This window comes from Natronorubrum sp. A-ect3, assembly GCF_041821125.1.
GTDB lineage: Archaea > Halobacteriota > Halobacteria > Halobacteriales > Natrialbaceae > Natronorubrum > Natronorubrum bangense.
Genome location: NZ_JBGUBB010000006.1, coordinates 25,364 through 46,634, shown reverse-complemented (window position 1 = coordinate 46,634; position 21,271 = coordinate 25,364). Strand labels below are relative to the sequence as shown.

Sequence of the window (21,271 nt, the reverse complement as noted above, 5' to 3'; positions counted from 1 at the left end):
CTCGGTGTGAATCGTGCTCTGCGGTCGTGAGGACCGTGTCGTTCCCCTCGGCGAGTCCGAGCCGTACCAGGTTACGGCCCGCGTTGCCGAGGGGAGCCTGACGAGATCCTTACAACCAGTTTCATCCGATCTTCACTGTTCTTGTATTACTCGCACGGTCTTTTAGCCATATACGATGCCCGCAGTAAGGGCAACGAACGCTGGCTTGGTGACTTGAGTCATTGAACTCAACGTCGCTCTTACAGTTTACGCAGGTGTAGCCCATGGGTGTAGCTGGATAACGGATTTGTTTCTATCTTGTTTCGCGAGGGGATGACCACTGGGGTCCGCGTCAACGGTTGGTCTGAGAACGCATTCTTATTAACTTACCCTGTATATTGTTTATCTCTATTAATCACCGAGTGTTGAATGGTACAAGCTTGATCGGTATGAGTGTTTTGCAAAGTTCGACAGCGTGCCTCGATTTCGACCTTCCAGTCGCTGATGAAAGCAGGGGACTGTACATGCACGGTGGGCGAACAGCGTTCTCGCCACCAGCCCGTCTCTGCTGTTCGTCAGTAGTCGCCCAGAACACCGAGCCGCCGTGCGCGGCGGGTCGCATACTGAAAGACGGCATACCCTAATAGCAAATAACCAGCAGCAACGCCGACCAGCAGTCCACTCTCGAGCGGTGTGAACTCCCAAAGGCGGGTTCCATCGATCATCGCACGCTGGAGCAGGGCGCTGCCGTGGGCGAGAGGGAGAAACCGCATCCATCCGAGGTCGAACGCGGGTGCGGAAATGAGGACGATAAATCCGAACTGGAGGAGGTTGAGCCAGTTGCCGATCTGCTTGTACAGCACAGTAACGCCACCGGCTGCGAGACCGAGACCAAGCACTGAGACGATACTGAGGGTGGCGATAACGACGATCGTCAGCACGTTCAACGCGAGTGTCGTGCCGGTGATCACAATCATCACGGCGAGGATGATCGTTGAGATGATGAACGTCCGGACGATCTTTGCGACACCTTTCAGGAGTGCCACGGGGGCGAATCCGAACGGCGTCATCACGTGCCGCTCGAGGGTCCCCCACTGGACCTCACTCGCGATATCGTTCGAAATCGAGGAGTACGCACCCACTGACAGCGTCCACAGGAAGTAGCCGACGATGATTCCCTCGATCGAGTCGGTGAGTGCCTGTCCGGCGACCATCTGCCCGCCGTAGAAAAGCACGCCAAAGAAAAACAGTGAGATAACGATCCCGCCAATGGCGTTGGCGGGATACCGGACAAAAATCAGGTACTCGCGGTAGAGCACTGCACGTGCCAGATGATAGTAGCCAGCTGGACGTGGTGTGTCTGCCACATCGCGTTGGCGCGTCATCGGTTCCCCGTATCGCCTGTCGTTAAGTCGACGAACACGTCCTCGAGGTCCGGTTCGATCGTTCGGACGTGCTCGAGTGTGACGCCCTCGGCACGGAGGAGAGCCATCAGTTCGTACAGTCCGTCACTGTCTGTCGTCAGTTCGATCCGGTTGCCGCGGTCGCGGTGCTCGACACGAATCGTCTCGAACCGGTTTTGGAGCGTCGATACGACTGCAGCGTCGAGGTCGGAACTCGTGATCTCGATGCAGTGTCGATCAGTGCTGTGGAGCAAGGCATCAACGGTGTCGTCGGCGATAATCTTCCCGTCGGACATGATGAGAACGCGATCACACACCGTCTCGACGACATCCATATTATGACTGCTGAGGATGACCGTCAGTTCCTCTTCTTCAACGAGTCGTCGCAGTTCTCGCTGGAGCGTTCGTGAACTCTCGATATCCAACCCCAGCGTCGGTTCGTCGAGAAAGACGACCGCCGCTCCCCCAGCCAAGACGCTCGCTAAGGAGACTTTCTGTTTCATCCCACGCGAGAGGTCGCGGACGGGGACGTCTGCTTTCTCTGCAAGCCCCAACTGTTCCAGGAGCCGATCGTGGCGTTCGCTCACTGAACCCGGATCGACACCGCTGACCGTGGCAAAGTATCGGAGGTTTTCCCGGACGGTCAATCGCCAGTAATCGTTTCGCGCCCCCTCGAGCATTGCATCGACGTCGGCGTACGCTTCTCGAGGCCGGTCGTAGACGTCGATCCCTCGAATTCGGACAGAGCCCGAATCAGGAAGGACCATTCCGAGGATCGACTTGATGAGCGTCGTCTTCCCTGCACCGTTTGGTCCCAACAGTCCGACGATCGATCCAGTGTTGATGTCGAAAGAGACGTCGTCAACGGCCGTGATCACTGCCGGTCCGTCGTTAAATTGCTTTCTGAGATTGGTGACGGAAACGGCGACGTCACGGCCGTCTTCAGTTGCAGAACCAACATCGGTAGCGTCTTCGTGGGCTGGTTCGGTTTCCGCACGAAGTGCAGTGCTATCGAACGGCCGGTGCCCAGAGAGAGCCGCAACTACTCGTTCATCAGATGGACTGTTGGCGACCTCCTCGTTCGCAAACCCTCCGTTATCTCCCACGGTCACGGCTGTTTTTAAGTGAGGGAGCTACAAAAACACGAGGCCAACACACTACTGGGCAGATGCACAACTGGCGTGCCACAAGCGATAAGGCCGAGACGAAACCCGAATGCTAGAACAGCCCGTGAACGGTCCCGTCGTCGTCGACTTCGATGTCGGTCGCGGCTGGATCGGCGGGGAGCCCGGGCATGGTGAGCACGTCTCCGGTGAGTGCAACGACGAATCCGGCTCCAGCCGACGGGTACAGTTCCCTGACCGTCAGCTCCCAGCCGAACGGAACGCCAGCCTCGTCCGGATCATCCGAGAGCGATTCAGGAGTCTTCGAGAGACAAACCGGGACGTCGTCCAGTCCGATCTCCGTCAGGCTCTCGATATCTGCACGCGCTTGTGGAGTGAACTCGACGTCGTCGGCCCCGTAGACCTGCGTCGCGACAGCGCGGATCTTTTCGTCGATGCTCATCGACAGCTCATACGAGGGCTCGAGCGACGCTGTGTCGGATGCTGCTGCCTCCCGAACGTGTGTTGCCAGCTCGAGCCCACCGTCACCGCCATCACTGTGAACCGTCGAGACGGCGGCCGGAATCTCACGCAGTTGACAGTGATGCAGGACAGCCTTGACCTCCTCATCGGTGTCGTCGGGGAATCGGTTGACTGCGACGACAACCGGGATTCCCATCGCCCGAAGGTTGTCGACGTGGTGGTCGAGGTTTGCACAACCTGTACGAACGGCTGCCACCTGATCATCCGCTGGTGAGTGTGTATCGCCGTCGATGTCACCGTCATACTGACTGTGTTGCTGTCGCTCGAGCATCGCTTCCCCGTGTTTTGTGAGTGCATCGATGGTTGCGACGACGACGGCGACGTCCGGGGTGACCCCTTCACGAGAGACGATATTGACGAACTTTTCGGCACCGAGATCAGCACCGAAGCCGGCCTCAGTGACGAGATAGTCTCCGAAGCGCACGCCGAGATGAGTTGCAAGGACCGAGTTCGTCCCCGTTGCAATGTTGGCAAACGGGCCGCCGTGAACGAACGCAGGCGTTCCTTCGATCGTCTGGACGAGGTTCGGCCGCAAGGCGTCTTTCAGCAGGGCAGTGACGGCCCCGACACACTCGAGGTCTGCGACGGTAATCGGGTCGCCGTCAGCGTTGTAGGCAACGACAATACGACCGATTCGTGCTTTGAGATCCGCGATATCGGTCGCCAGACAGAGGACAGCCATCAGTTCGGATGCGGCGGTGATGAGAAATGTGTCCTCCCGTGGTGGGCCGTTCACTCTCCCACCGAGTCCGACAACGACCTCTCGAAGCGCACGGTCGTTGACGTCAAGTGTCCGGTTCCAGGCGACACTGTCGGGTTCGATCTCGAGGTCGTTGCCGTGTGTCCGCTCGGCGTCGACCATCGCCGCGATGAGGTTGTGTGCCGCCGCGACGGCGTGGATGTCCCCAGTGAAATGGAGGTTGATCTCCTCCATCGGGAGCACCTGGCTGTAGCCCCCACCCGCCGCACCACCCTTGATGCCGAACACCGGCCCCTGTGAGGGCTCTCTGATCGCGACGACGCTCGATTCACCCTGTTGTGCGAGGGCCTGCCCGAGTCCGACGGTGGTGACGGTTTTGCCGGCCCCGCGTCGGGTCGGGGTCATTGCCGTCACAAGCACCAGGTTCCCGTCGGCGGGGGTGTCCAGTTCGCGGTTGATCGCATCCCATGTGAGCTTCGCGACACCGTCGCCACGGTGGTCGAGGTCGTCGTCCTCGAGGCCGAGTTCTCCAGCGACGTCTTCGATTGGACGCCGCGAAGTGTTCCGGGCAATTTCGACGTCTGGTGGCACGTGGGTGTCTGCGTTTGATCGCTCCATACGTCGTTTGTCAACTACCCCACGCTTAAAATGCCGGAGGCGCTTAGGGTGGGGCTTGTCGGTGAACTCGGCGCCGAGCCCGTTCGGGTAGGCTGCAAATCCGTGCTTCGGCGTTCACGAGAGCCAACTCTCGTGCGCCCCAGCAGGTTTCTGCGAAACCTGGGGACGTCACAAGTCCAGACTGAGGGAGAGGTGAACCGCAATGGGGCACCGAGTTGTCGATCATCAGTACAGTCTCTCTAGCCGAGAGTTCTGCGCAACGTAACCAAAATCAGCTAGAGGAACAGTAATAGTGGTACAGACATAACCACGATTGTATAACGACAATGAGTTCCGAGCAAGACCATCTTAAAGAGACTGACACTGAAGCGCGGTTCGAGTTCAAGAAAGAACAGAACGCCGCGGTGAAGTCCGACAAGGGACTGACCGAAGAGGTCATTCGTATGATCTCTGACGACAAAGACGAGCCAGACTGGATGCTCGAGCGCCGCCTGCGCGCGCTCAAGCAGTACCAGAACATGCCGTTGCCGACGGACTGGCCCGGCCAGCCGGACCTGACCGAACTGGACATCGAAGAGATCGTCCCGTATATCCGCCCGGACGTCGACAAGCGTGAAGGCGTCGACGACTGGACGGAGCTGCCAGACGAGATCAAAGACACCTTCGACAAACTGGGCATTCCGGAAGCCGAGAAGAACGCGCTCTCGGGCGTCGGTGCACAGTACGAGTCGGAGGTCGTCTACCAGAACATGCAAGAGCAGTGGGAGGAGAAAGGCGTCATCTTCATGAACATGGACCGCGCGGTCCAGGAGCATCCTGAGCTCGTCAAGGAGTACTTCATGACGACCTGTGTCCCCCCAAGCGACAACAAGTTCGCCGCACTGCACGGTGCCGTTTGGTCCGGCGGCTCGTTCGTCTACGTCCCAGAGGGCGTCACGGTCGAGATGCCGGTCCAGGCGTACTTCCGGATGAACTCGGAAGGGATGGGCCAGTTCGAGCACACGCTGATCATCGCCGAAGAAGGGTCGGAAGTCCACTACATCGAGGGCTGTTCGGCACCAAAATACGGTGCACACAACCTCCACTCCGGCGGCGTCGAGGTCTTCGTCAAGGAGGACGCTCACGTTCAGTACTCGACGGTGCAGAACTGGTCGAAGAACACGTTCAACCTTAACACCAAACGCGCGATCTGTGAGGCAAACGGGACGATGGAGTGGATCTCGGGCAGCATGGGTTCGAAAGCAACCATGCTCTACCCATGTACGATCCTCAAGGGTCGTGGCTCGACGGACACCCACATCACCATCGCCTTCGCTGGCGAGGGTCAGAACATCGACACCGGCGCGAAGGTCTACCACAACGCGCCCGACACGAGCTCGACCATCGAGTCCAAGTCGATCGCGAAAGACGGCGGCCGCACCAACTACCGCGGGCTCGTCCACATCGCCGACGGTGCCGAGAACTCCTCGACTGCAGTGGAGTGTGACGCGCTGATGTTCGACAACGAGTCCACCTCGGACACCATGCCGTACATGGAGATCGAAGAGTCGAAAGTCGACGTCGCCCACGAGGCGACCGTCGGCAAGATCGGTGACGAGGACATCTTCTACCTCCAGAGCCGCGGGCTGGACGACGACGACGCCAAGAAGATGATCGTCGCCGGCTTTATCGAGCCGATCACCGAAGAACTGCCGATCGAGTACGCCGTCGAACTCAACCGTCTCATCGAACTCGAGATGGAGGGAAGCCTCGGGTAACCCGCCGAGATCATGGCAGCCACCTCAGCAACCGAAAGTCCGGCAGCGGAGACGACAAGCGATGGCGAACTCGGAGTGGGTGATCGATCGTGAGTGTCGATAGGTTGTGGTGCCACCAGTGTGGGAACGAATACGGGTACATCGGTACTGAACCGCATCCGGCTCACTGTCCCGCGTGTCACTCGTCGTGCGTTCCGCCTGCAGGGTCACTGACCGTCTTCGATCGATCGTGCTGGCAGAACGCGAACGGACTCTCGAAGCTCTGGATACACGCAGTCGACGAACGCGGGCGCTCATTTGAGTTCACGATTGCTGCTCGAAACACGGAGAGTAAATTGGTCAGGATCTCGATTGACGGCGTTGTGCTCGATTACCCAACTGCGAACTCCGTGTGTCGGATTCCCCCGTCGATTGCCGAGGAAATAGCGGCGTTCGGCATCGACGTCCCCGACTCTGGAACGGTTTGCGCGTGACGACGATCGATCGAAACGGCTGACGTCCGGTATACGCGTGTTCTCCTATCTTCAAACAGCGAGAGAATCCTGCCGTTCACAACGGGTGAGGATGTCACCCGAACAGCAGCGTTCCACTCCACGCAATCACGATTGCGAATCCGATCGCAGCGCCAGCCTGTCTGGCCATCATCGTGAGTGCCCACCGCATCGATACCTCACGGGCGACGGTGAACGCCGTCACAAGGCATGGCAACAACACGCCAGCCAGATACACCACGACGAGTACCTGTACCGGTGAGAGCGTCGCGGCAACACCACCGTCAGCCGTCAGCAAGGCGATGCCGTCCTTTCGGATCGATGCGAGCACCACGGTCAGTGCGGCGTCGGCGGGCAAGTTGAACAGGTTCATCAGTGGTCCGAGGACCGATCCCATAGCGTCGATGATGCCGACCCGATCGAGCACCGCCGCGACGAACGTGATGAGCACGAAGACCGGCAACGCCTTGACGAAGAACTCACGCAACGCGCTCCAGGCCTCTCGAGCGACAGCTTTCGGAGCTGGCCACTGGAGGAATGTTCGTCGATCGATCACCGTCGACGACTGGCGGGCGGCTGGGGGAGCGATCGCAGCGACGTAGATGAGCGTGGTCGCGGTGAGAACCAATAAATACGGTCCGACGAGCCATCCCATCCCGACGGCGGCGAAGACAGCAAGCGTCGCGGGGAACTGGTAGGAACACGCCGACCCGAATGAGATCGCCGAGATCGTCGTACACCGCGTGCAGTCCGAACACGACCGGGTGTTCACCACTGCGGGGACGTTACAGCCAAAGCCCATCACGACACGGACGAGGTCACGCCCGGAGAGCCCGACCCGACGCATCGTTGGATGCAACGAGACGGTCATCCGTGTAACCAGTCCGGTGTTCTTGTAGACGCCAAGTACGACTGCGAAGATGAGCATCGTCGGGCCTGCCCAGACGAACAGGAACGGTCCCATCGAGAGCAGGCCATACTCGTTCGCCAACAGCGTCGCGAGCGGTTCTGGAAGCGTCGTCGCCCACGCGACCGCCGGCTCGAACGCTGCACCCACGAGCGGCCCGATCTCCCCTGCGAGAGTGTTTGCAAACCACACTGCGAGTGCTGCTGGGACGAGTAGCAACAACGCACTGATAACTGGACCGACGTACGGCCACTCGAAGACCGTTCGTGGTGGTTCGATTTGACCACCGACCTCTCGTCTGGCCTGCCCTGGGAATGGTCCCGGCTGTTCGAGTGCTCTCATAATCCGTGCATAGTCGTCAGTCGGCCCTGCGGAGACGTCGGCATCGGCCGTCTCGGTTCCACCGTCAGCCATCGGCCGCTCGATGTCGCGTGCGTCGACGGGGACGATCGGCACGCCGAGATCGGCGCTCAACATCTCGAGTTCACGACGAGTTTCGTCGGTTTCCTCGACTTTGTCCCAGAACGTGACGGCGATCATTCCGAGCCGGTCCTTGACGAGCGGGAGGAGGTCATCGATGTCACGGTCGACGTCCGTTGCCGGAACGACGAGCATGACCGTCTCGTCGTCGTCAAGCTGTGACAGTGCATCTCGAGTGGCCTCGGTGTCCGCATCCAACACGAGCCCAGGCGTGTCTACGAACTCGTAGTCTGCGGTTGTGTACCGCTCGCTGCGAGTCGTCGTCCCACGGAAGTTCCCACTCGTCGGCCGGTCGCCAGTCAGTGACGAGACGAGTTCGGACTTGCCAACACTCTCTTTCCCAACGACGACCACGGTTTCTCGAGCTGTTCGACAGTCGGTTTCGGCTCGCTGTTGTTTCGTCTGCATCTGATTAACAATCACACATATCCGGTTCGCAACACGATAGATCCTCGAGGAACATGTTCTGCTCTCGATAGCTCTCGAGTGGGTCGGTGTCGACACCGAGACGATCGCCGATCGTTTCTGCAATCACTGGGAACCGAGCTCTAAATTTGTAAATAAAGCAGAATTTGATCCCGTTGTGGGTGACGTCGGGACCGGCGAGAAACAGCCCGGGCATTGACGGTGACTCATCCTGATCGGTCAACTGAACCACCCCCTCCGTTCGTGGGAAGTAGCTGTCGACTGGTCCGAGGTTCGGCTCGAAACCGGTTGCAAGGATTGGACGTGTTGGAACCGTGAACGTGTTGTCTGCCCCGTCGTCGAGTTCGTATCCATCGGCTCCTCGCGTGCGAACCTCGAAGCAGCCGTCCGCATCGCGGCGAATTTCTTCTACGACGGCCCCACCTTCGACGAGCAGCCGGTCGGAATCGGCAACCGACTCGAGGCGCTCGAGGGTGTACGGTGACAGAACCTCACTCGGGTCGGGACCACGAGTGGCCCATGGCTCGCCACGGTCGAGAACCCGCACTCGACATCCGGTTTCGACGAGCGCAACGGCAGCGTCGATCCCACTTTCGTAGCCGCCGATGATGAGGAAGTCATCGGTGCTACTCGTCGCAGCGTGGTCGGTCCACGAACGGACCTCGCTGGTGTGGACACACAGCTCAGTCCCCGGGAACACGTCTGTGCGGGGTTTCCCGAACTGTCCTCCAGCCCAAACGACGTACTCACACTGCACGGCCCCCTCGCTGGTCTCGAGGACGAACCCACTGTCCGCTTCCGTCTTGAGTGCGCCACCACCGTCTACGGCAGGAGCGGTGCCGGCTTGGTTGTGATCTGACGCCGTGCCAGTCGTTTCTTCTCGAGGGTGGACTGCCGTCACATCGACACCAGTCTCGACTGGTAACTCATGGAAGTCGGCGACTGCCTCGAGATAGTCGGCGTACTCGTCGCCACTCGGCTGTTGCCGATCGAGCGTCACCGCTGGAGAGGTGTCTGGCGTGATCGCATTCAGATCAGGCAGTCCGAAGCTGTTGCTCGGGAACGACGGCGTAATAAATCGCATCTCGTCAGGCCATTGGCGAAACGACGCCCCGATCTCGTCCCGTTCAAAGAGTTGTACCTCGAGGTCGAGCATCGACAGCGCGACCCCGGTTCCGATGCCGGCAGCGCCCGCACCGACGACTGCGACGTCTACGCGTTCAGGCACGGTCATCGTCCCTCAGTAGCGTAATCGTCGACCGAACCCGAGTGCTCGGTAGTTGGGGTCCGCTGACGAATCGGTGACGCAACTCGAATCAGACCGGTCCCACCCGTCACGGCGTCTGCAAGCGCAAGCAGCGTCCAGTACAATCCGCTGCTGACGAACGCCGTAATTAGTACGGCTTGGACGACGTGCTGAGCGAACGGACCACTACCCGCCAGCCCAACGGCGCCACCAACGAAGAGGCCGATGAGTGTGGTCGTTATCGCGAACTGCCTCTTGTTGACAAGCTTATACGTTCTCGAGTCAGTGGTTGTCGGTTCGGCCCTCATGCCGATAACAATCTTTGTATAGATATTATTAAATGCTACTAAAGCAGACTCCGTAAGTAGTAAACTGTAGATACTCTCTTCGCTCTGAAAGGTAGTATATTTCTGCAATTTGAATTGCTAATATTATTACCCGTTTAAATCAAAGTGGAGCAGAAAGTTGACCATGTTCTCTGTGGATTAACCCCACCTGTCGAATGAAAAGAGAAGCCGTCGCCACCCCGGGTGTCGAGTGTATCTCCTCGAAAACAGGTGCGAAAAAGACTGTAGAGGCTGTTCAAGAGTCGTCGGAGAACGCATAGATTGGTTGTCGGAGAGCAAATAAAACACGAGGAGAATACCCGCGTTAACGAGACAGTTGTGTCTCGTTCGCACACCAGAACGCTCTGCGTGCTGGGGACGCCTTCAGGCGCGGGAGGATGTCAAGCAGACTGAGCTCGCCGAGTGGTACGGCGTTCAGCGATAGACAATCTGTACTGGTTCAAGCGACTCGTCTGTCGAGTCGCTTGAGCAGGCTGTTACTGATGATCACTGATCTGGGAGAAATAGAAAGCTCTCAGGAAACAAGCAAAAGCGTTTGAAGAATCTGTCCACGAATCTTCTGCGGAAGTTGAGTTCGACGCGCCGGCGTGAACACCGACGCCCGTCCAGCAGTATCTGGAAGAAACGTACGACACCGAGTACTCAACCCCAAGTTGTCGGCGGCCACCCAAAGAAGCGGGATTGGGCTATCAAAACCACGCCGTAGAGCCGCTGAATCTGATGCTACCGACTAAGAAACGTTTCATGAGGAACTCAAAAATAGCGGGAGACGGACGCCATCGTAGTCTTTATCGATCAAACCAAGAAATCAGCGCAAGCTGAGCCGCGTGCCGCGTGGTTTCCCTGCGGTACGCAGCCAGCTGTCGAATTATCTGGTCAACGCGACTGGACGTGTCCGTTAGGCGCGATCACCGAAAACGGCGATCGCTTCTTCTCTCGATTCGAAGAGTCTGTCACTGCCGAGCACGCAAAACATTTCACCTTTGCGTTATGCTAAGAGTTCGAAGATGACTTGATCATGGTACTGGGTGGTGCGCGAAACTCGATGCACGCGAGGCGACTCTCATATCAGGAATATACAATCCCGATGATCGGCGGAGAGTCTCCGAGAGCAAGGGGTCGACTTTTGACGTTCTTTTCCGCCTGAACCATTGCTGGGCCCGTTTGACCACAAAACTGTAAAATCGGTCCGGCCGACAGTGTGCGTATGGACGATCGAAAACAGGCACGGTTCGGCTCCGGCGGTGAGCTCCAGACAGACGAGTCTGACGACACGGACGACAGTTCAGAGGCCGCTTGTACCGACTTCGGCGACGAACTTGCGGAAAACGAGACGAAATCAGGGGTGAACCGATATACCGTTTCCAGCCTGCTCCAGAAAGCGGTTCGCCGGTCGGATGAGGAGACTGCGGCATGGGCTGCGTGGGAGCTGGTTCGATCGGGATATGCGTGGAACTTCTGGGATCGAATCAATCTCTACGTCGTTGAAGACCTGCGCGCTGGTCACGACGTTGCGCTCGTAGTGAGTCGCTATGAGGAACTGGCTCGCGAGCGCTGGTCGGAAGACTCCTGGCGCGGACGTCTCTGTGCAGTTCACGCTGCGCTTGCGGCTGCTCGAGCACCGTCATCTCGAGAGTCTGCACACGCAGACGATTTCTTCAGCGAACTTTCCGACGAGCGCGCGAGCGCACGTGAAGAGGGCCGTGAGCCGCGCTATGAGCATCCCGCCGACGAACTCGAGCCCGATGGAAAGTACGATGTTGCGTTCGACCAACATACCTACGAGGGAACGCGACTCGGCCGAGATGGGGCCTTCTTCAGAACCCACGGGGCACGAGTTGGTCCTGACGGTGAGCCGGAACTGAGTCGCCAGTGGCGCCTCCAGAGTATGCAACTCGAGGACCGCGACTACACCGAGGCGGAACTGGCCCGCGCTGTCAGGCCAGTTGATCCGGCGGATAAGTGGTCTCAGGACGACGAACCCCGACGGGAGGATTGATTGCCGCAACACCAACCTTTTGGATCGGTCATCGAGAACCACGAGCGAAATGGAGTTACAAATCACCGGTAACACGGCGCTGGTCACGGCGTCCTCGAGTGGCCTTGGCAAAGCATCGGCAAAGGCACTCGCTCGAGAAGGTGCGAACGTCGTCATCAACGGACGCGACGAGGCTCGGTTGGAGGAAGCAAAAGCGGAGATCGAAGACGTGGCCACCGGCACTATCGTCACCAAATCGGGCGACCTCACGAACGAAGCCGACATTGAGGCGTTAGTCGAGACGACCGTCGACGAGTTCGGTGGCATCGACCATCTCGTGACGAGCGCCGGCGGACCGCCTTCCGGACCGTTTCTCGAGACCGACGACGAGGACTGGTATGAGGCGTACGATCTCCTCGTGATGAGCGTTGTGCGGTTGGCACGAGAGGCTGAACCGTATCTGCGCGAGGGCGACGGAACGATCGTGAACATCACGTCGAGAAGCGTCAAGGAGTCTATCGACAGCCTCGTTCTCTCGAACTCTGTGCGGATGAGTGTTATCGGACTCGAGAAGACGCTCTCCCAAGAGTTCGCCCCTGAAATACGAGCGAACGCTGTGCTCCCTGGCCCACACGAGACCGAACGAATCGAGCAACTCGTTGAACAGGCGGTCGATCGCGGCGAGTATGACTCCTACGAAGCGGGGCTCGACGACTGGGCAAGCAATCCCCTCGAGCGGATCGGCAATCCGATGGAACTGGGGAACACTGTCGCGTTTCTTTCATCACCGGTATCGGGGTTCATCAACGGTGAGAGCATTTTGATCGACGGCGGGTCAACAGGAGCGAACCTGTGAGACCTGTTGATTTCGACGGTGTCGAACTGCTCGAACTCGGCGATACGTCTCACTAGGGCAATCAGGTAGACCGTCTCGTCTTTTGTTGGTACACCACTTCGATTTCGTCACCGCCGAACTTTGTGATCACCACACGGACTTGTCGATGGCTGGACGGGATAGCACTGAACTCGAGGCCGAAGACCCCGTCACGGTGTGGTTAGCACATCGAATTCCTCGTTGTCTATACACTCTGTCATCCAACATATCAAATATTTCATAATCACATACTGTTCCCGTTTACAAAATAGGACGGATGGGGGCAGACGATCTGGTCGTTATAGAAAGAAATATGTGATAATTGTCTGTTTGTTGGTATAGAAATGCCACCTGGGTCAAGCGAGAACGGGGGGATCAAAGCAGCAGAGACCGCTTTCGAGATCATCGAAGTGCTGCACGACCAACAGCCTGCTCGGTTGACAGAAATCGCTGACTCGGTTGGTATTGCCAACAGTACCGCACACGAGCATCTCTCGACGCTCCAAGATCAGGAGTATGTTATCGAGAGAGCTGACGGATACTATTTGGGGTTAAAATTCCTCAACCATGGCAAACGAGCGAAAGAGTATTACCAGCAGCTGATCGAGGTCTCACAGCCAGCATTACAGCAACTGGTCGCCGAAACTGACGAAGCAGTGAATCTCGTCGTTGAGGAGTACGATCGTGCAGTGTATATCGAGCGACTCACTGGCGAACGCGGTGTCCCGACGAACTCCTGGGTCGGGAAGCGCAAGTCGTTGCATACCCTTTCTGCTGGCAAGGCAATCCTTGCACACCTGCCCGACGAACGAGTGACACAGATTCTAGACTCGTCTGGCCTTCCCGTCGCTACTGAACAGACGATCACATCACGTGATCAGCTACTCCAAGAACTCGAGACGATCCGCGAGCGGGGCGTTTCGTTTAATGATCGCGAGTCACACGAGCAGATCCGTGCAATCGGTGCACCGATCGTCGTCGATGGACGTCCCTATGGAGCGGTTTCCGTTGCGGGACCAGCCAAGCGACTGACCGGCGAGTACTTTAGAGACGAAATCTCTGATCTCCTTCTTGGAGCGGTAAACGAGATCGAACTCAAGCTCACGTATGCCTGATCTCTTCGTGTTGTGAACGGGAGTTGCCAACTTGAATCATTAAATATCAATATTAATTGACGATCTTTCTCTGAGACGCTCTGCTCCCGTCTGCTGAGCCTCTCGAAATACCGCCCGGATGAAAGCATTTTGATATAAAGGGTTATTACACTACCGTCTATACCTTACAATGTGATGCTCGATTACGTCGATTTAGAGGCTGATCTGGATCCAGAAGAACAACTTATTCGCGAGACTGCACAGGAGTTCGTCGACGAGCGTGTCCGTCCGAACATTGCCGAACACTATGAGGAAGGAACGTTCCCGACAGAGCTAATCCCCGAAATGGGCGAGATGGGATTTTACGCGCCTAATCTCGAGGGGTACGGCTCGCCAAACGTCTCCGAGACGGCCTACGGGCTGTTGATGCAGGAACTCGAGGCGTGTGACTCTGGCCTGCGCTCGATGGCCTCAGTCCAAGGCGCACTCGTCATGTATCCAATCCACGCCTACGGCAGCGAGGAGCAGAAAGAAGAGTGGCTCCCAAAGCTCGGAGCCGGCGAAGCAGTCGGCTGTTTCGGCCTTACCGAACCCGAACACGGCTCGAACCCGACGGCGATGGAGACGTACGCCGAACGCGACGCTGACGGCTACGTCCTGAACGGATCGAAGACGTGGATCACGAACTCCCCGATTGCCGACGTCGCGATCGTCTGGGCGCGTGACCGATCCGCTGCTGACAATCCTGTACGAGGGTTCCTCGTCGAGACCGACCGCGACGGCGTCAGCACGAACAAGATCACCGAGAAACTCTCGCTTCGAGCATCTATCACCGGCGAAATCGGGCTGAACGATGTCCACGTTCCCGAGGAGAACGTCCTGCCCGGCGTCGAAGGAATGAAAGGCCCACTCTCGTGTCTCTCTCAGGCTCGCTACGGCATCGCCTGGGGTGTGATCGGCGCTGCTCGAGACTGTTTCGAGACGGCACGCCAGTATGCGAAAGACCGCGAGCAGTTCGGTGGACCGATTGGTCGCTTCCAGCTTCAACAGCAGAAACTCGCGGAGATGGCGACCCAGATCACCCTCGCCCAGTTGCTTGCCCATCGTCTGGCCGACCTCAAAGAGCGAGGCGACCTCCAGCCACAGCACATCTCGATGGCAAAGCGGAACAACGTCCGCATGGCCCGCGAACAGTCGAAAGTCGCCCGCGAGATGCTCGGCGGTAACGGCATCACGAGTGACTACTCGCCGATGCGCCACATGGCAAACCTCGAGACTGTGTACACCTACGAAGGGACACACGATATCCACACCCTGATCATCGGTGAGCACCTCACCGGCATTCCGGCCTATGAGTGAGTCCTGAGAATGGTTGGAGAAGCACAGGAGCCGGACGAAGAGAACGGCCCACTGGACGGGATCACCGTCATCGACGCGTCTCGAGTTCTGGTTGGCCCGTTCTGTACGATGCAGTTGGCTGATCTGGGTGCTGACGTAATCAAAGTCGAACGACCGGACGTCGGCGACCAGACCCGTGGGTGGTATCCGCCTCAGTTCGACGGTCCCGACGGTGACGGGGTAAGTGCCTACTACGCTAGCGTCAACCGGAACAAGCGCTCAGTCACGCTCAACCTCAAGGAGGAACACGGACGCGACCTCTTGCGCGAACTCGTGAGTGATGCCGATATCTTCGTCGAGAATTTCCGGGTTGGGACACTCGAGGAGTGGGGACTCGGTTACGAAGACCTTGCCGAGGAAAACCCAGAGCTTGTGTACTGTTCGCTTTCCGGCTACGGAGAGTGGGGACCATACGCTGAGAGACCCGCCTACGACCTGATCATGCAGGCAGAGGGTGGGTTGATGAGCATCACCGGCGAAGCAGACGGCGCACCCGTTCGAGTCGGTGTCGCGATCGCCGATATCGGCGCTGGGATGTATGCCACACAGGCAATCCTCGCTGCGTTGTTCCACCGAGAACTCCAGGGTGGCGGCCAGAAAGTCGACGTCAGCCTCTTCGATGGACAGGTCGCCTGGATGTCCTACATGGCTAGTTACTACTTTGCGACAGGTGAGTCACCTGGTCGAATGGGGAGCAAACACCCGACGATCGTTCCGTACCAGGCGTTCCCGACCCGAGACGGGTACGTCGTCGTGGCAGCCGCCTCGGAGAAGCTCTGGCGAAACCTCTGTCTGGCACTCGATCGTGACGACCTGCTCGAGGACGAACGCTTCGAGACGAACACTGATCGGGTCGAACACCGAAGCACACTCGAGGATATTCTCGAGGCGGAACTCGCCGACTACCAGACGGACGCTCTTGTCGCGTTGCTCGAGGACAACGACGTGCCGGCTCGCGCGGTCTCGGATATGGAAGACGTCTTCGACCATCCACAGGTCGAGGCCCGCGGCATGCACCAGCAGGTCACGCATCCGACTGTTGGAACGATCGATATGGCAGGCAGTCCGATGAACCTCTCGAGAACGCCGTCGACGATCCGTAGCCATCCGCCCGAACTCGGTGAACATACGGAGCCGCTACTTGCCGAGCTCGGCTACTCGGAGCGCGAGATCGAGCAGTTGAAAGCCGACGGAATCGTCTGACGCAGCGATCCGCGACCGGCGGTGGCTATATCGAGGCTCCTGCTGAGGGCCTTCGCTGAGTGGTTGAGTCGGATACCACGGGGCCTGCTCTCGAGAGCGTTCCTGTCACTGTGTGCCCATCGCACTCGTTTGACCGTGCCCTCGACAGCGATGTGCAGCGACGCGGCCTCTCCGCTCTCGAGTATATTTTCGAGTGGTGCGTTGAAAGTTACTATTCGATCATATCGAAAGTGGTCACCCATAGTGCGTGCGGCCATGCAGGTGGTGCTCGTGCTGAATCGGATGCCACGACAGAAGTGAGCTGTCATGCGAACTATTGTTCACTATTGTTCAGTAGATTGCACTCTCCGTGCAACGTTATTCATACATCTGTGTTCATTCTGGGTCGCTATCGGAGATAACACTATGTGATCGAACATCATTCGATCATACGTTTTGTTAGCTTCTCATATAATTGCCTCTAATAGCAAGCGAATTTATGGTATCTAAATTCATTCCAATAAAACAATGTCTAATATAACTGCCTTTTGAATACTCCTTCGGAAATTATTTATAATTGCATTGTATTTCCACAGTTGTCTATGTATAACGATAACCGTGTTAGTAGACGGCGTGTTTTGAAAAGTACGGCGGCTATCGGTGCAGCAACTGGGATTGCAGGCTGTCTCGGGAGTGACCAGCAGTTCTTGACGATCGGTACTGGTGGCACTGGTGGTGTCTACTACCCACTTGGTGGTGGAATGGCAGACATTCTGAATCAGGAACTGGACGTCGATGCGACAGCCGAATCGACGGGTGCAAGTGCTGAGAACGCCAGACTTGTCGGAGACGACGAGATGGATATGGCGCTGGCCCTTGGAAACACGGTCCAGCTGGCTGCTAACGGTGAGGGTGACTTCGACGAGGAGGTACCACTCAAGTCGGCGTTTGGTGCGTACATCAATCACACACAGGTGGTTGTTCCGGAGGACTCAGATGTCGAGACACTGGACGATCTCGAAGGGCAAGACGTAAGCGTTGGCGCCCCCGGGAGCGGGACCGAAGTGATTGCTGAAGAACTGCTTGACTGGTACGGACTGAGTTTCGACGACATCGACGCCGAGCGGCTTTCGTTTTCGGAGACGTCCGGTGCGCTGCAAGACGGCAACATCGATGCTGGATTCTGGAGCGTTGCCTATCCAGCGTCGTCGATCGAAGAACTCGCCTCACAGCGAGATGTTCGACTGATTGACTTCCCAGAAGACGATCTCGAGGAGATCACCGAAGAACTGCCGTACTACTCGGTTGCAGAAATCCCTGCCGGGACGTATCCAGACCAGGACGAGGATATCGCCAACCCTGGCGTGACTAACACGATGATCGTCCACGAAGATATGGATGATGAACTGCTCTATGACATCGTCGAGGCGATCTTCACGAACCTCGATGACCTCGAGGAAATCCATCAAGTCGCCGGACAGTTCGAGGAGACCGTACATGACGGTCCAATTGATCTTCATCCTGGCGCTGCGGACTACTTCGACGACAACCTCTAGAATGGTATCTGCTCGCGTTGCTGTCGCACTGACATCTGCTCTCGCACTCGTCGTCTGCATCGTGCTTGCGACGGTACCTGCTGGTACAGTCGTACACGTCGAACACGGTCAGTCCGGTGAGACACGTGCGGTGTATCCGATCGATGACGGCGAAGAGTTCTCGATCGAGTACGTCCACTCCTCGGAGAAGACACAGATTCGAGAAGTGTACACTGTCGACGAGACGTCAATCGTCCAGGTGCGAGAAGAGTACGACTACTATGCTGCCGGACTCGAGTTCGAACGCGAAACGCGGCAGGTAGATGGATGGACAGTTGCCGATGTCGACCGCGAGATCGGCAGTTTCTCCGTTCGGACGGCGGCAACGACCGAGCAACGGCTACTCATCGCCGATGAGAACCGATCGCTGCAGACGTATACTGAGCCCTGGGAAACGATGACGATCTCTGCAGAGAACGTCACGTATCTCGAGTATATCACGTACGAAGTACAATCACGAATTTAAACTGACTGTTTATGACCACGAATCAACAGACACGCGGGGACGCGGACGACGATGGATTGAGTCTTGAAGCGGAGGTAACACCCGATCAGAAGGGGAGCTATCTGAGTGGAACAGCGAAACGCTCGATCGGTGGTCGGCTTCGGTTGTTAGCAGTTGCAATCGCGGTTTCACTCGGTCTCTATCACACGCTCACTGCAGGTTTTGGCGTGCCAGGGGCGTTCGTCAACCGACCAATACACCTCGCTTTCACGGCGACGCTCGTGTTCATCTGGTATGAGGCACACACTGGCGAACCATCGGACAGCGTGCCGTGGTACGACTGGATTCTGGTCGCAATAACGATACCGAGCGTGCTGTATCTCACGTACGCAATCCAGTACGGGACGCTCTCTCAACGCGCGGGGCAACCACTGACTCTGGACCTCGTCTTTGGTGCGTTGACCATTCTGATCGTACTGGAGATGACACGCCGAACGACAGGTATTATCCTGCCGGCGATCGGTAGTGCGTTCCTCGCCTACGCGGTGTTCGGCCCGATGATGCCTGGAATGTTCGCCCATCGTGGCTACGGATACGAACGGATAATCTCCCACCTGTATCTTTCCACCGAGGGTATTTTCGGCATCCCACTCGGCGTGAGTGCGACGTTCGTCGTGTTGTTCATCATCTTCGGGGCGTTCCTCGAGGTGAGTGGAATCGGTGACTGGTTTATCGACGTCGCATACGGCTTTACAGGCCGGCTATCTGGTGGGCCAGCCAAGACGTCGGTGATCGCGAGCGGATTTATGGCGAGTCTCAACGGGAGTGCTGTCGCGAACACCGCAACCACCGGCGCGTTCACGATTCCGTTGATGAAACGAACCGGGTTTGACGATCACTATGCAGCTGCTGTGGAGTCTTCAGCAAGTAGTGGCGGACAGATTATGCCGCCGGTGATGGGTGCCGGTGCGTTCATTATGGCTGTCTGGACTGGAATCTCGTACGTCGAGATCATCGCTGCAGCCGTTATCCCTGCACTCTTGTATTTCCTCGCTGTCGGAACTGCAGTCCATTTCCGCTCGAAAAAGCGAGGCTACGAAGGGCTGCCAGCCGATCAGTTACCCAACTCGAAACAGTTGCTTCGTGACGGTGCCCACTTTACGCTCCCGATAATCGGGCTCGTCTACCTCCTTGCCGCGGGATATACCGCGATGTACGCTGGTTTTCTCGCGATTCTGATTACGGTCGTCGTTGCGACGCCGATTGCAGGCGTGAAACAGTTCCTTCTGGCGGTGAAAAACGGGGACTGGTCGACGGCCACGTCACTCGCTACGGCGTACGGTACCGCTGCCGTCAACGCGTTTGACCGAGGTATTCGGATGACACTGATCGTTGCAGCAGCGTGTGCAACGGCTGGGATCGTCGTCGGTGTCGTCACGCTTACCGGACTCGGCCTCCAGTTCAGTGCAATCGTCTCGAGTGTCTCCGGCGGTGTCCTCATCATCGGGCTGTTGTTGACGATGGTGACCGCTATCATCCTCGGAATGGGTCTGCCGACGACGGCTGCGTACGTCGTCGTGGCAGCTCTTGGCGCACCTGCGTTGACTAACCTTGGCGTCGAACTCCTCGCAGCGCATCTGTTTATCTTCTACTTCGCGATTATCAGCGCGATCACGCCACCGATCATGCTCGCAGTCTTCACTGCGTCCAGCATCGCCGAGTCCGATCCGTGGAAGACGGGTGCGACCGCGATGGGGATCGCACTTGCCGGCTTCCTCATTCCGTTTATGTTCGTCTACGGGCCCGAACTGATCCTTATCGGCAGTACGGTCGACATCGCACTCGCAGCGACGAGCGCCATTATTGGCGTGATTGCGCTGTCGGCGTCGACGCAAGCGTATCTTGTCACTGATGCATCGAATCCCGAGCGTCTGGTGTTGTTTGCCGCTGCACTCGGACTGTTGATGCCCGGGCTTCTTACGGACGTGGTTGCACTGGCGGTGTTCCTCGTGACGTTCCTCCGGCAGTACGTGGCAGTCAACGGTAACCTTCCGTTCGCATCTGCGACAAGCCGGTAGCTCCCACGTCTGTCTTTTCCGCTCGAGTCTGTTGCTCGAGGGTTCTGTGGGACTCCGCGACAGCACGAACGACCCTCGTTTTCGCTCGAAAATCGGATTCTCGAACGAGATCAACAGGATATGTAAACCGCTGTCAGCGAAGCCGTTCGACCGGCCCGCTCGTCACAAACGGAACTTCTCGAGAGTATCAGTCGTCGGCCTGGACGATCACTGCTGGACGGTCCAGTGAGAGAATCACGGACTGGACGACGCTTCCGAAGAGTGCCTTTCCGACTGGCGACCGTTGCCGAGCGCCGAGCACGACATACCGTGCGTCGTGCTCGTCCGCGTACTCGACGATCGATTCAGCAGGCTCACCCTCGAGTCCAGCGATCTCAACGCTTCCGTCTGCGTCTTCTGCTAGTCCCTGAAGCCGATCTTCGGCGAACTGCTGGCGGCTCAACACCCCCTCTTCATCCGCGGACTCGGACACGTGTTCGCGCTGTGCTTCCGCAAACTCCGTGGAGTCAACTGCGTGGACGATGTGTAACGAATCGTCGAACGCGGCAGCTAACTCGAGGCCTTCGTTGATTATGTGCTGTACTTCTTCTGACTGATCAATTGCGGCGACAATGGCCATATCTCCCA

The 21,271-nt window shown here is 57.7% G+C and carries 17 protein-coding genes and 1 pseudogene; 10 read left to right on the top strand and 8 right to left on the bottom strand.

Translation table 11 applies throughout. The features are described 5' to 3' along the window. Nucleotides 1–121 precede the first annotated feature (121 nt). From rpoP to ACERJA_RS16105, 4 genes are all read right to left on the bottom strand, one after another. Nucleotides 122–265, bottom strand: a complete 144-nt coding sequence (rpoP, locus tag ACERJA_RS16120) for a DNA-directed RNA polymerase subunit P (RefSeq protein ID WP_373609275.1) — start codon at nucleotides 263–265, stop codon at nucleotides 122–124. A 289-nt stretch (nucleotides 266–554) separates the two neighbouring features. Further along, nucleotides 555–1,364, bottom strand: a complete 810-nt coding sequence (locus ACERJA_RS16115; protein ID WP_373609274.1) for an ABC transporter permease — start codon at nucleotides 1,362–1,364, stop codon at nucleotides 555–557. Further along, nucleotides 1,361–2,494 (bottom strand): ABC transporter ATP-binding protein, encoded by a 1,134-nt coding sequence (locus ACERJA_RS16110; protein ID WP_373609273.1) that lies wholly within the window; start codon nucleotides 2,492–2,494, stop codon nucleotides 1,361–1,363. Before ACERJA_RS16110 ends, ACERJA_RS16115 begins: the two co-directional genes overlap by 4 nt. A gap of 106 nt (nucleotides 2,495–2,600) precedes the next feature. Further along, entirely contained in the window at nucleotides 2,601–4,346 is a 1,746-nt protein-coding gene (locus ACERJA_RS16105; RefSeq protein WP_373609272.1) for a formate--tetrahydrofolate ligase, read from the bottom strand. Nucleotides 4,347–4,672: 326 nt separating this feature from the next. On the opposite strand from ACERJA_RS16105, the gene sufB reads away from it, so the two are divergent. Further along, nucleotides 4,673–6,103: a Fe-S cluster assembly protein SufB gene (gene sufB / locus ACERJA_RS16100; RefSeq protein WP_373609271.1), complete on the top strand. Its 1,431-nt coding sequence runs from the start codon at nucleotides 4,673–4,675 to the stop codon at nucleotides 6,101–6,103. Nucleotides 6,104–6,670: 567 nt separating this feature from the next. On the opposite strand, the gene ACERJA_RS16095 is transcribed toward sufB, so the two are convergent. From ACERJA_RS16095 to ACERJA_RS16085, 3 genes are read right to left on the bottom strand one after another with little or no spacing between them, the layout of a single operon-like run. Then, nucleotides 6,671–8,389, bottom strand: coding sequence for a nucleoside recognition domain-containing protein (locus ACERJA_RS16095; protein ID WP_373609270.1), 1,719 nt, complete (start codon nucleotides 8,387–8,389; stop codon nucleotides 6,671–6,673). A 4-nt stretch (nucleotides 8,390–8,393) separates the two neighbouring features. Beyond that, a complete protein-coding gene (locus ACERJA_RS16090; protein ID WP_373609269.1) occupies nucleotides 8,394–9,641 on the bottom strand; it encodes an NAD(P)/FAD-dependent oxidoreductase in 1,248 nt (415 codons plus the stop codon). Further along, on the bottom strand, nucleotides 9,638–9,961 hold the full coding sequence (locus ACERJA_RS16085; RefSeq protein WP_373609268.1) for a hypothetical protein: 324 nt from the start codon (nucleotides 9,959–9,961) through the stop codon (nucleotides 9,638–9,640). Before ACERJA_RS16085 ends, ACERJA_RS16090 begins: the two co-directional genes overlap by 4 nt. Nucleotides 9,962–10,370: 409 nt before the next feature. Here ACERJA_RS16085 and ACERJA_RS16080 point away from each other — a divergent pair. From ACERJA_RS16080 to ACERJA_RS16040, 9 genes and pseudogenes are all read left to right on the top strand, one after another. After that, nucleotides 10,371–10,994, top strand: a pseudogene (locus ACERJA_RS16080) (transposase); the annotation flags it as partial. 213 nt (nucleotides 10,995–11,207) lie between these two features. Continuing rightward, nucleotides 11,208–11,999, top strand: a complete 792-nt coding sequence (locus ACERJA_RS16075) for a hypothetical protein (protein ID WP_373609267.1) — start codon at nucleotides 11,208–11,210, stop codon at nucleotides 11,997–11,999. Between the two features lie 49 nt (nucleotides 12,000–12,048). Continuing rightward, nucleotides 12,049–12,834 carry an SDR family oxidoreductase gene (locus ACERJA_RS16070; protein ID WP_373609265.1) on the top strand — a complete coding sequence of 262 codons (786 nt, stop codon included), beginning with the start codon at nucleotides 12,049–12,051 and terminating at the stop codon, nucleotides 12,832–12,834. Between the two features lie 362 nt (nucleotides 12,835–13,196). After that, nucleotides 13,197–13,967 carry an IclR family transcriptional regulator gene (locus tag ACERJA_RS16065; RefSeq protein WP_373609264.1) on the top strand — a complete coding sequence of 257 codons (771 nt, stop codon included), beginning with the start codon at nucleotides 13,197–13,199 and terminating at the stop codon, nucleotides 13,965–13,967. Nucleotides 13,968–14,141: 174 nt separating this feature from the next. Next, a complete protein-coding gene (locus tag ACERJA_RS16060; protein WP_373609262.1) occupies nucleotides 14,142–15,305 on the top strand; it encodes an acyl-CoA dehydrogenase family protein in 1,164 nt (387 codons plus the stop codon). A gap of 9 nt (nucleotides 15,306–15,314) precedes the next feature. Continuing rightward, a complete protein-coding gene (locus ACERJA_RS16055; RefSeq protein ID WP_373609261.1) occupies nucleotides 15,315–16,547 on the top strand; it encodes a CaiB/BaiF CoA transferase family protein in 1,233 nt (410 codons plus the stop codon). 581 nt (nucleotides 16,548–17,128) lie between these two features. Continuing rightward, nucleotides 17,129–18,082, top strand: a complete 954-nt coding sequence (locus tag ACERJA_RS16050; RefSeq protein ID WP_373609260.1) for a TAXI family TRAP transporter solute-binding subunit — start codon at nucleotides 17,129–17,131, stop codon at nucleotides 18,080–18,082. A gap of 1 nt (nucleotide 18,083) precedes the next feature. Beyond that, nucleotides 18,084–18,587, top strand: coding sequence for a DUF1850 domain-containing protein (locus ACERJA_RS16045; RefSeq protein ID WP_373609259.1), 504 nt, complete (start codon nucleotides 18,084–18,086; stop codon nucleotides 18,585–18,587). A gap of 11 nt (nucleotides 18,588–18,598) precedes the next feature. After that, nucleotides 18,599–20,644, top strand: a complete 2,046-nt coding sequence (locus ACERJA_RS16040; RefSeq protein ID WP_373609258.1) for a TRAP transporter permease — start codon at nucleotides 18,599–18,601, stop codon at nucleotides 20,642–20,644. 187 nt (nucleotides 20,645–20,831) lie between these two features. Here ACERJA_RS16040 and ACERJA_RS16035 read toward each other — a convergent pair whose 3' ends face one another. Beyond that, nucleotides 20,832–21,263: a universal stress protein gene (locus ACERJA_RS16035; RefSeq protein WP_373609257.1), complete on the bottom strand. Its 432-nt coding sequence runs from the start codon at nucleotides 21,261–21,263 to the stop codon at nucleotides 20,832–20,834. Between the last annotated feature and the right edge of the window lie 8 nt (nucleotides 21,264–21,271).

Coding starts and splice junctions, on each gene's coding strand:
- rpoP (WP_373609275.1), bottom strand. CDS start 265: ATGGGCTACACCTGCGTAAACTGTAAGAGCGACGTTGAGTTCAATGAC.
- ACERJA_RS16115 (WP_373609274.1), bottom strand. CDS start 1,364: ATGACGCGCCAACGCGATGTGGCAGACACACCACGTCCAGCTGGCTAC.
- ACERJA_RS16105 (WP_373609272.1), bottom strand. CDS start 4,346: ATGGAGCGATCAAACGCAGACACCCACGTGCCACCAGACGTCGAAATT.
- sufB (WP_373609271.1), top strand. CDS start 4,673: ATGAGTTCCGAGCAAGACCATCTTAAAGAGACTGACACTGAAGCGCGG.
- ACERJA_RS16095 (WP_373609270.1), bottom strand. CDS start 8,389: ATGCAGACGAAACAACAGCGAGCCGAAACCGACTGTCGAACAGCTCGA.
- ACERJA_RS16090 (WP_373609269.1), bottom strand. CDS start 9,641: ATGACCGTGCCTGAACGCGTAGACGTCGCAGTCGTCGGTGCGGGCGCT.
- ACERJA_RS16085 (WP_373609268.1), bottom strand. CDS start 9,961: ATGAGGGCCGAACCGACAACCACTGACTCGAGAACGTATAAGCTTGTC.
- ACERJA_RS16075 (WP_373609267.1), top strand. CDS start 11,208: ATGGACGATCGAAAACAGGCACGGTTCGGCTCCGGCGGTGAGCTCCAG.
- ACERJA_RS16070 (WP_373609265.1), top strand. CDS start 12,049: ATGGAGTTACAAATCACCGGTAACACGGCGCTGGTCACGGCGTCCTCG.
- ACERJA_RS16065 (WP_373609264.1), top strand. CDS start 13,197: ATGCCACCTGGGTCAAGCGAGAACGGGGGGATCAAAGCAGCAGAGACC.
- ACERJA_RS16060 (WP_373609262.1), top strand. CDS start 14,142: ATGCTCGATTACGTCGATTTAGAGGCTGATCTGGATCCAGAAGAACAA.
- ACERJA_RS16055 (WP_373609261.1), top strand. CDS start 15,315: ATGGTTGGAGAAGCACAGGAGCCGGACGAAGAGAACGGCCCACTGGAC.
- ACERJA_RS16050 (WP_373609260.1), top strand. CDS start 17,129: ATGTATAACGATAACCGTGTTAGTAGACGGCGTGTTTTGAAAAGTACG.
- ACERJA_RS16045 (WP_373609259.1), top strand. CDS start 18,084: ATGGTATCTGCTCGCGTTGCTGTCGCACTGACATCTGCTCTCGCACTC.
- ACERJA_RS16040 (WP_373609258.1), top strand. CDS start 18,599: ATGACCACGAATCAACAGACACGCGGGGACGCGGACGACGATGGATTG.
- ACERJA_RS16035 (WP_373609257.1), bottom strand. CDS start 21,263: ATGGCCATTGTCGCCGCAATTGATCAGTCAGAAGAAGTACAGCACATA.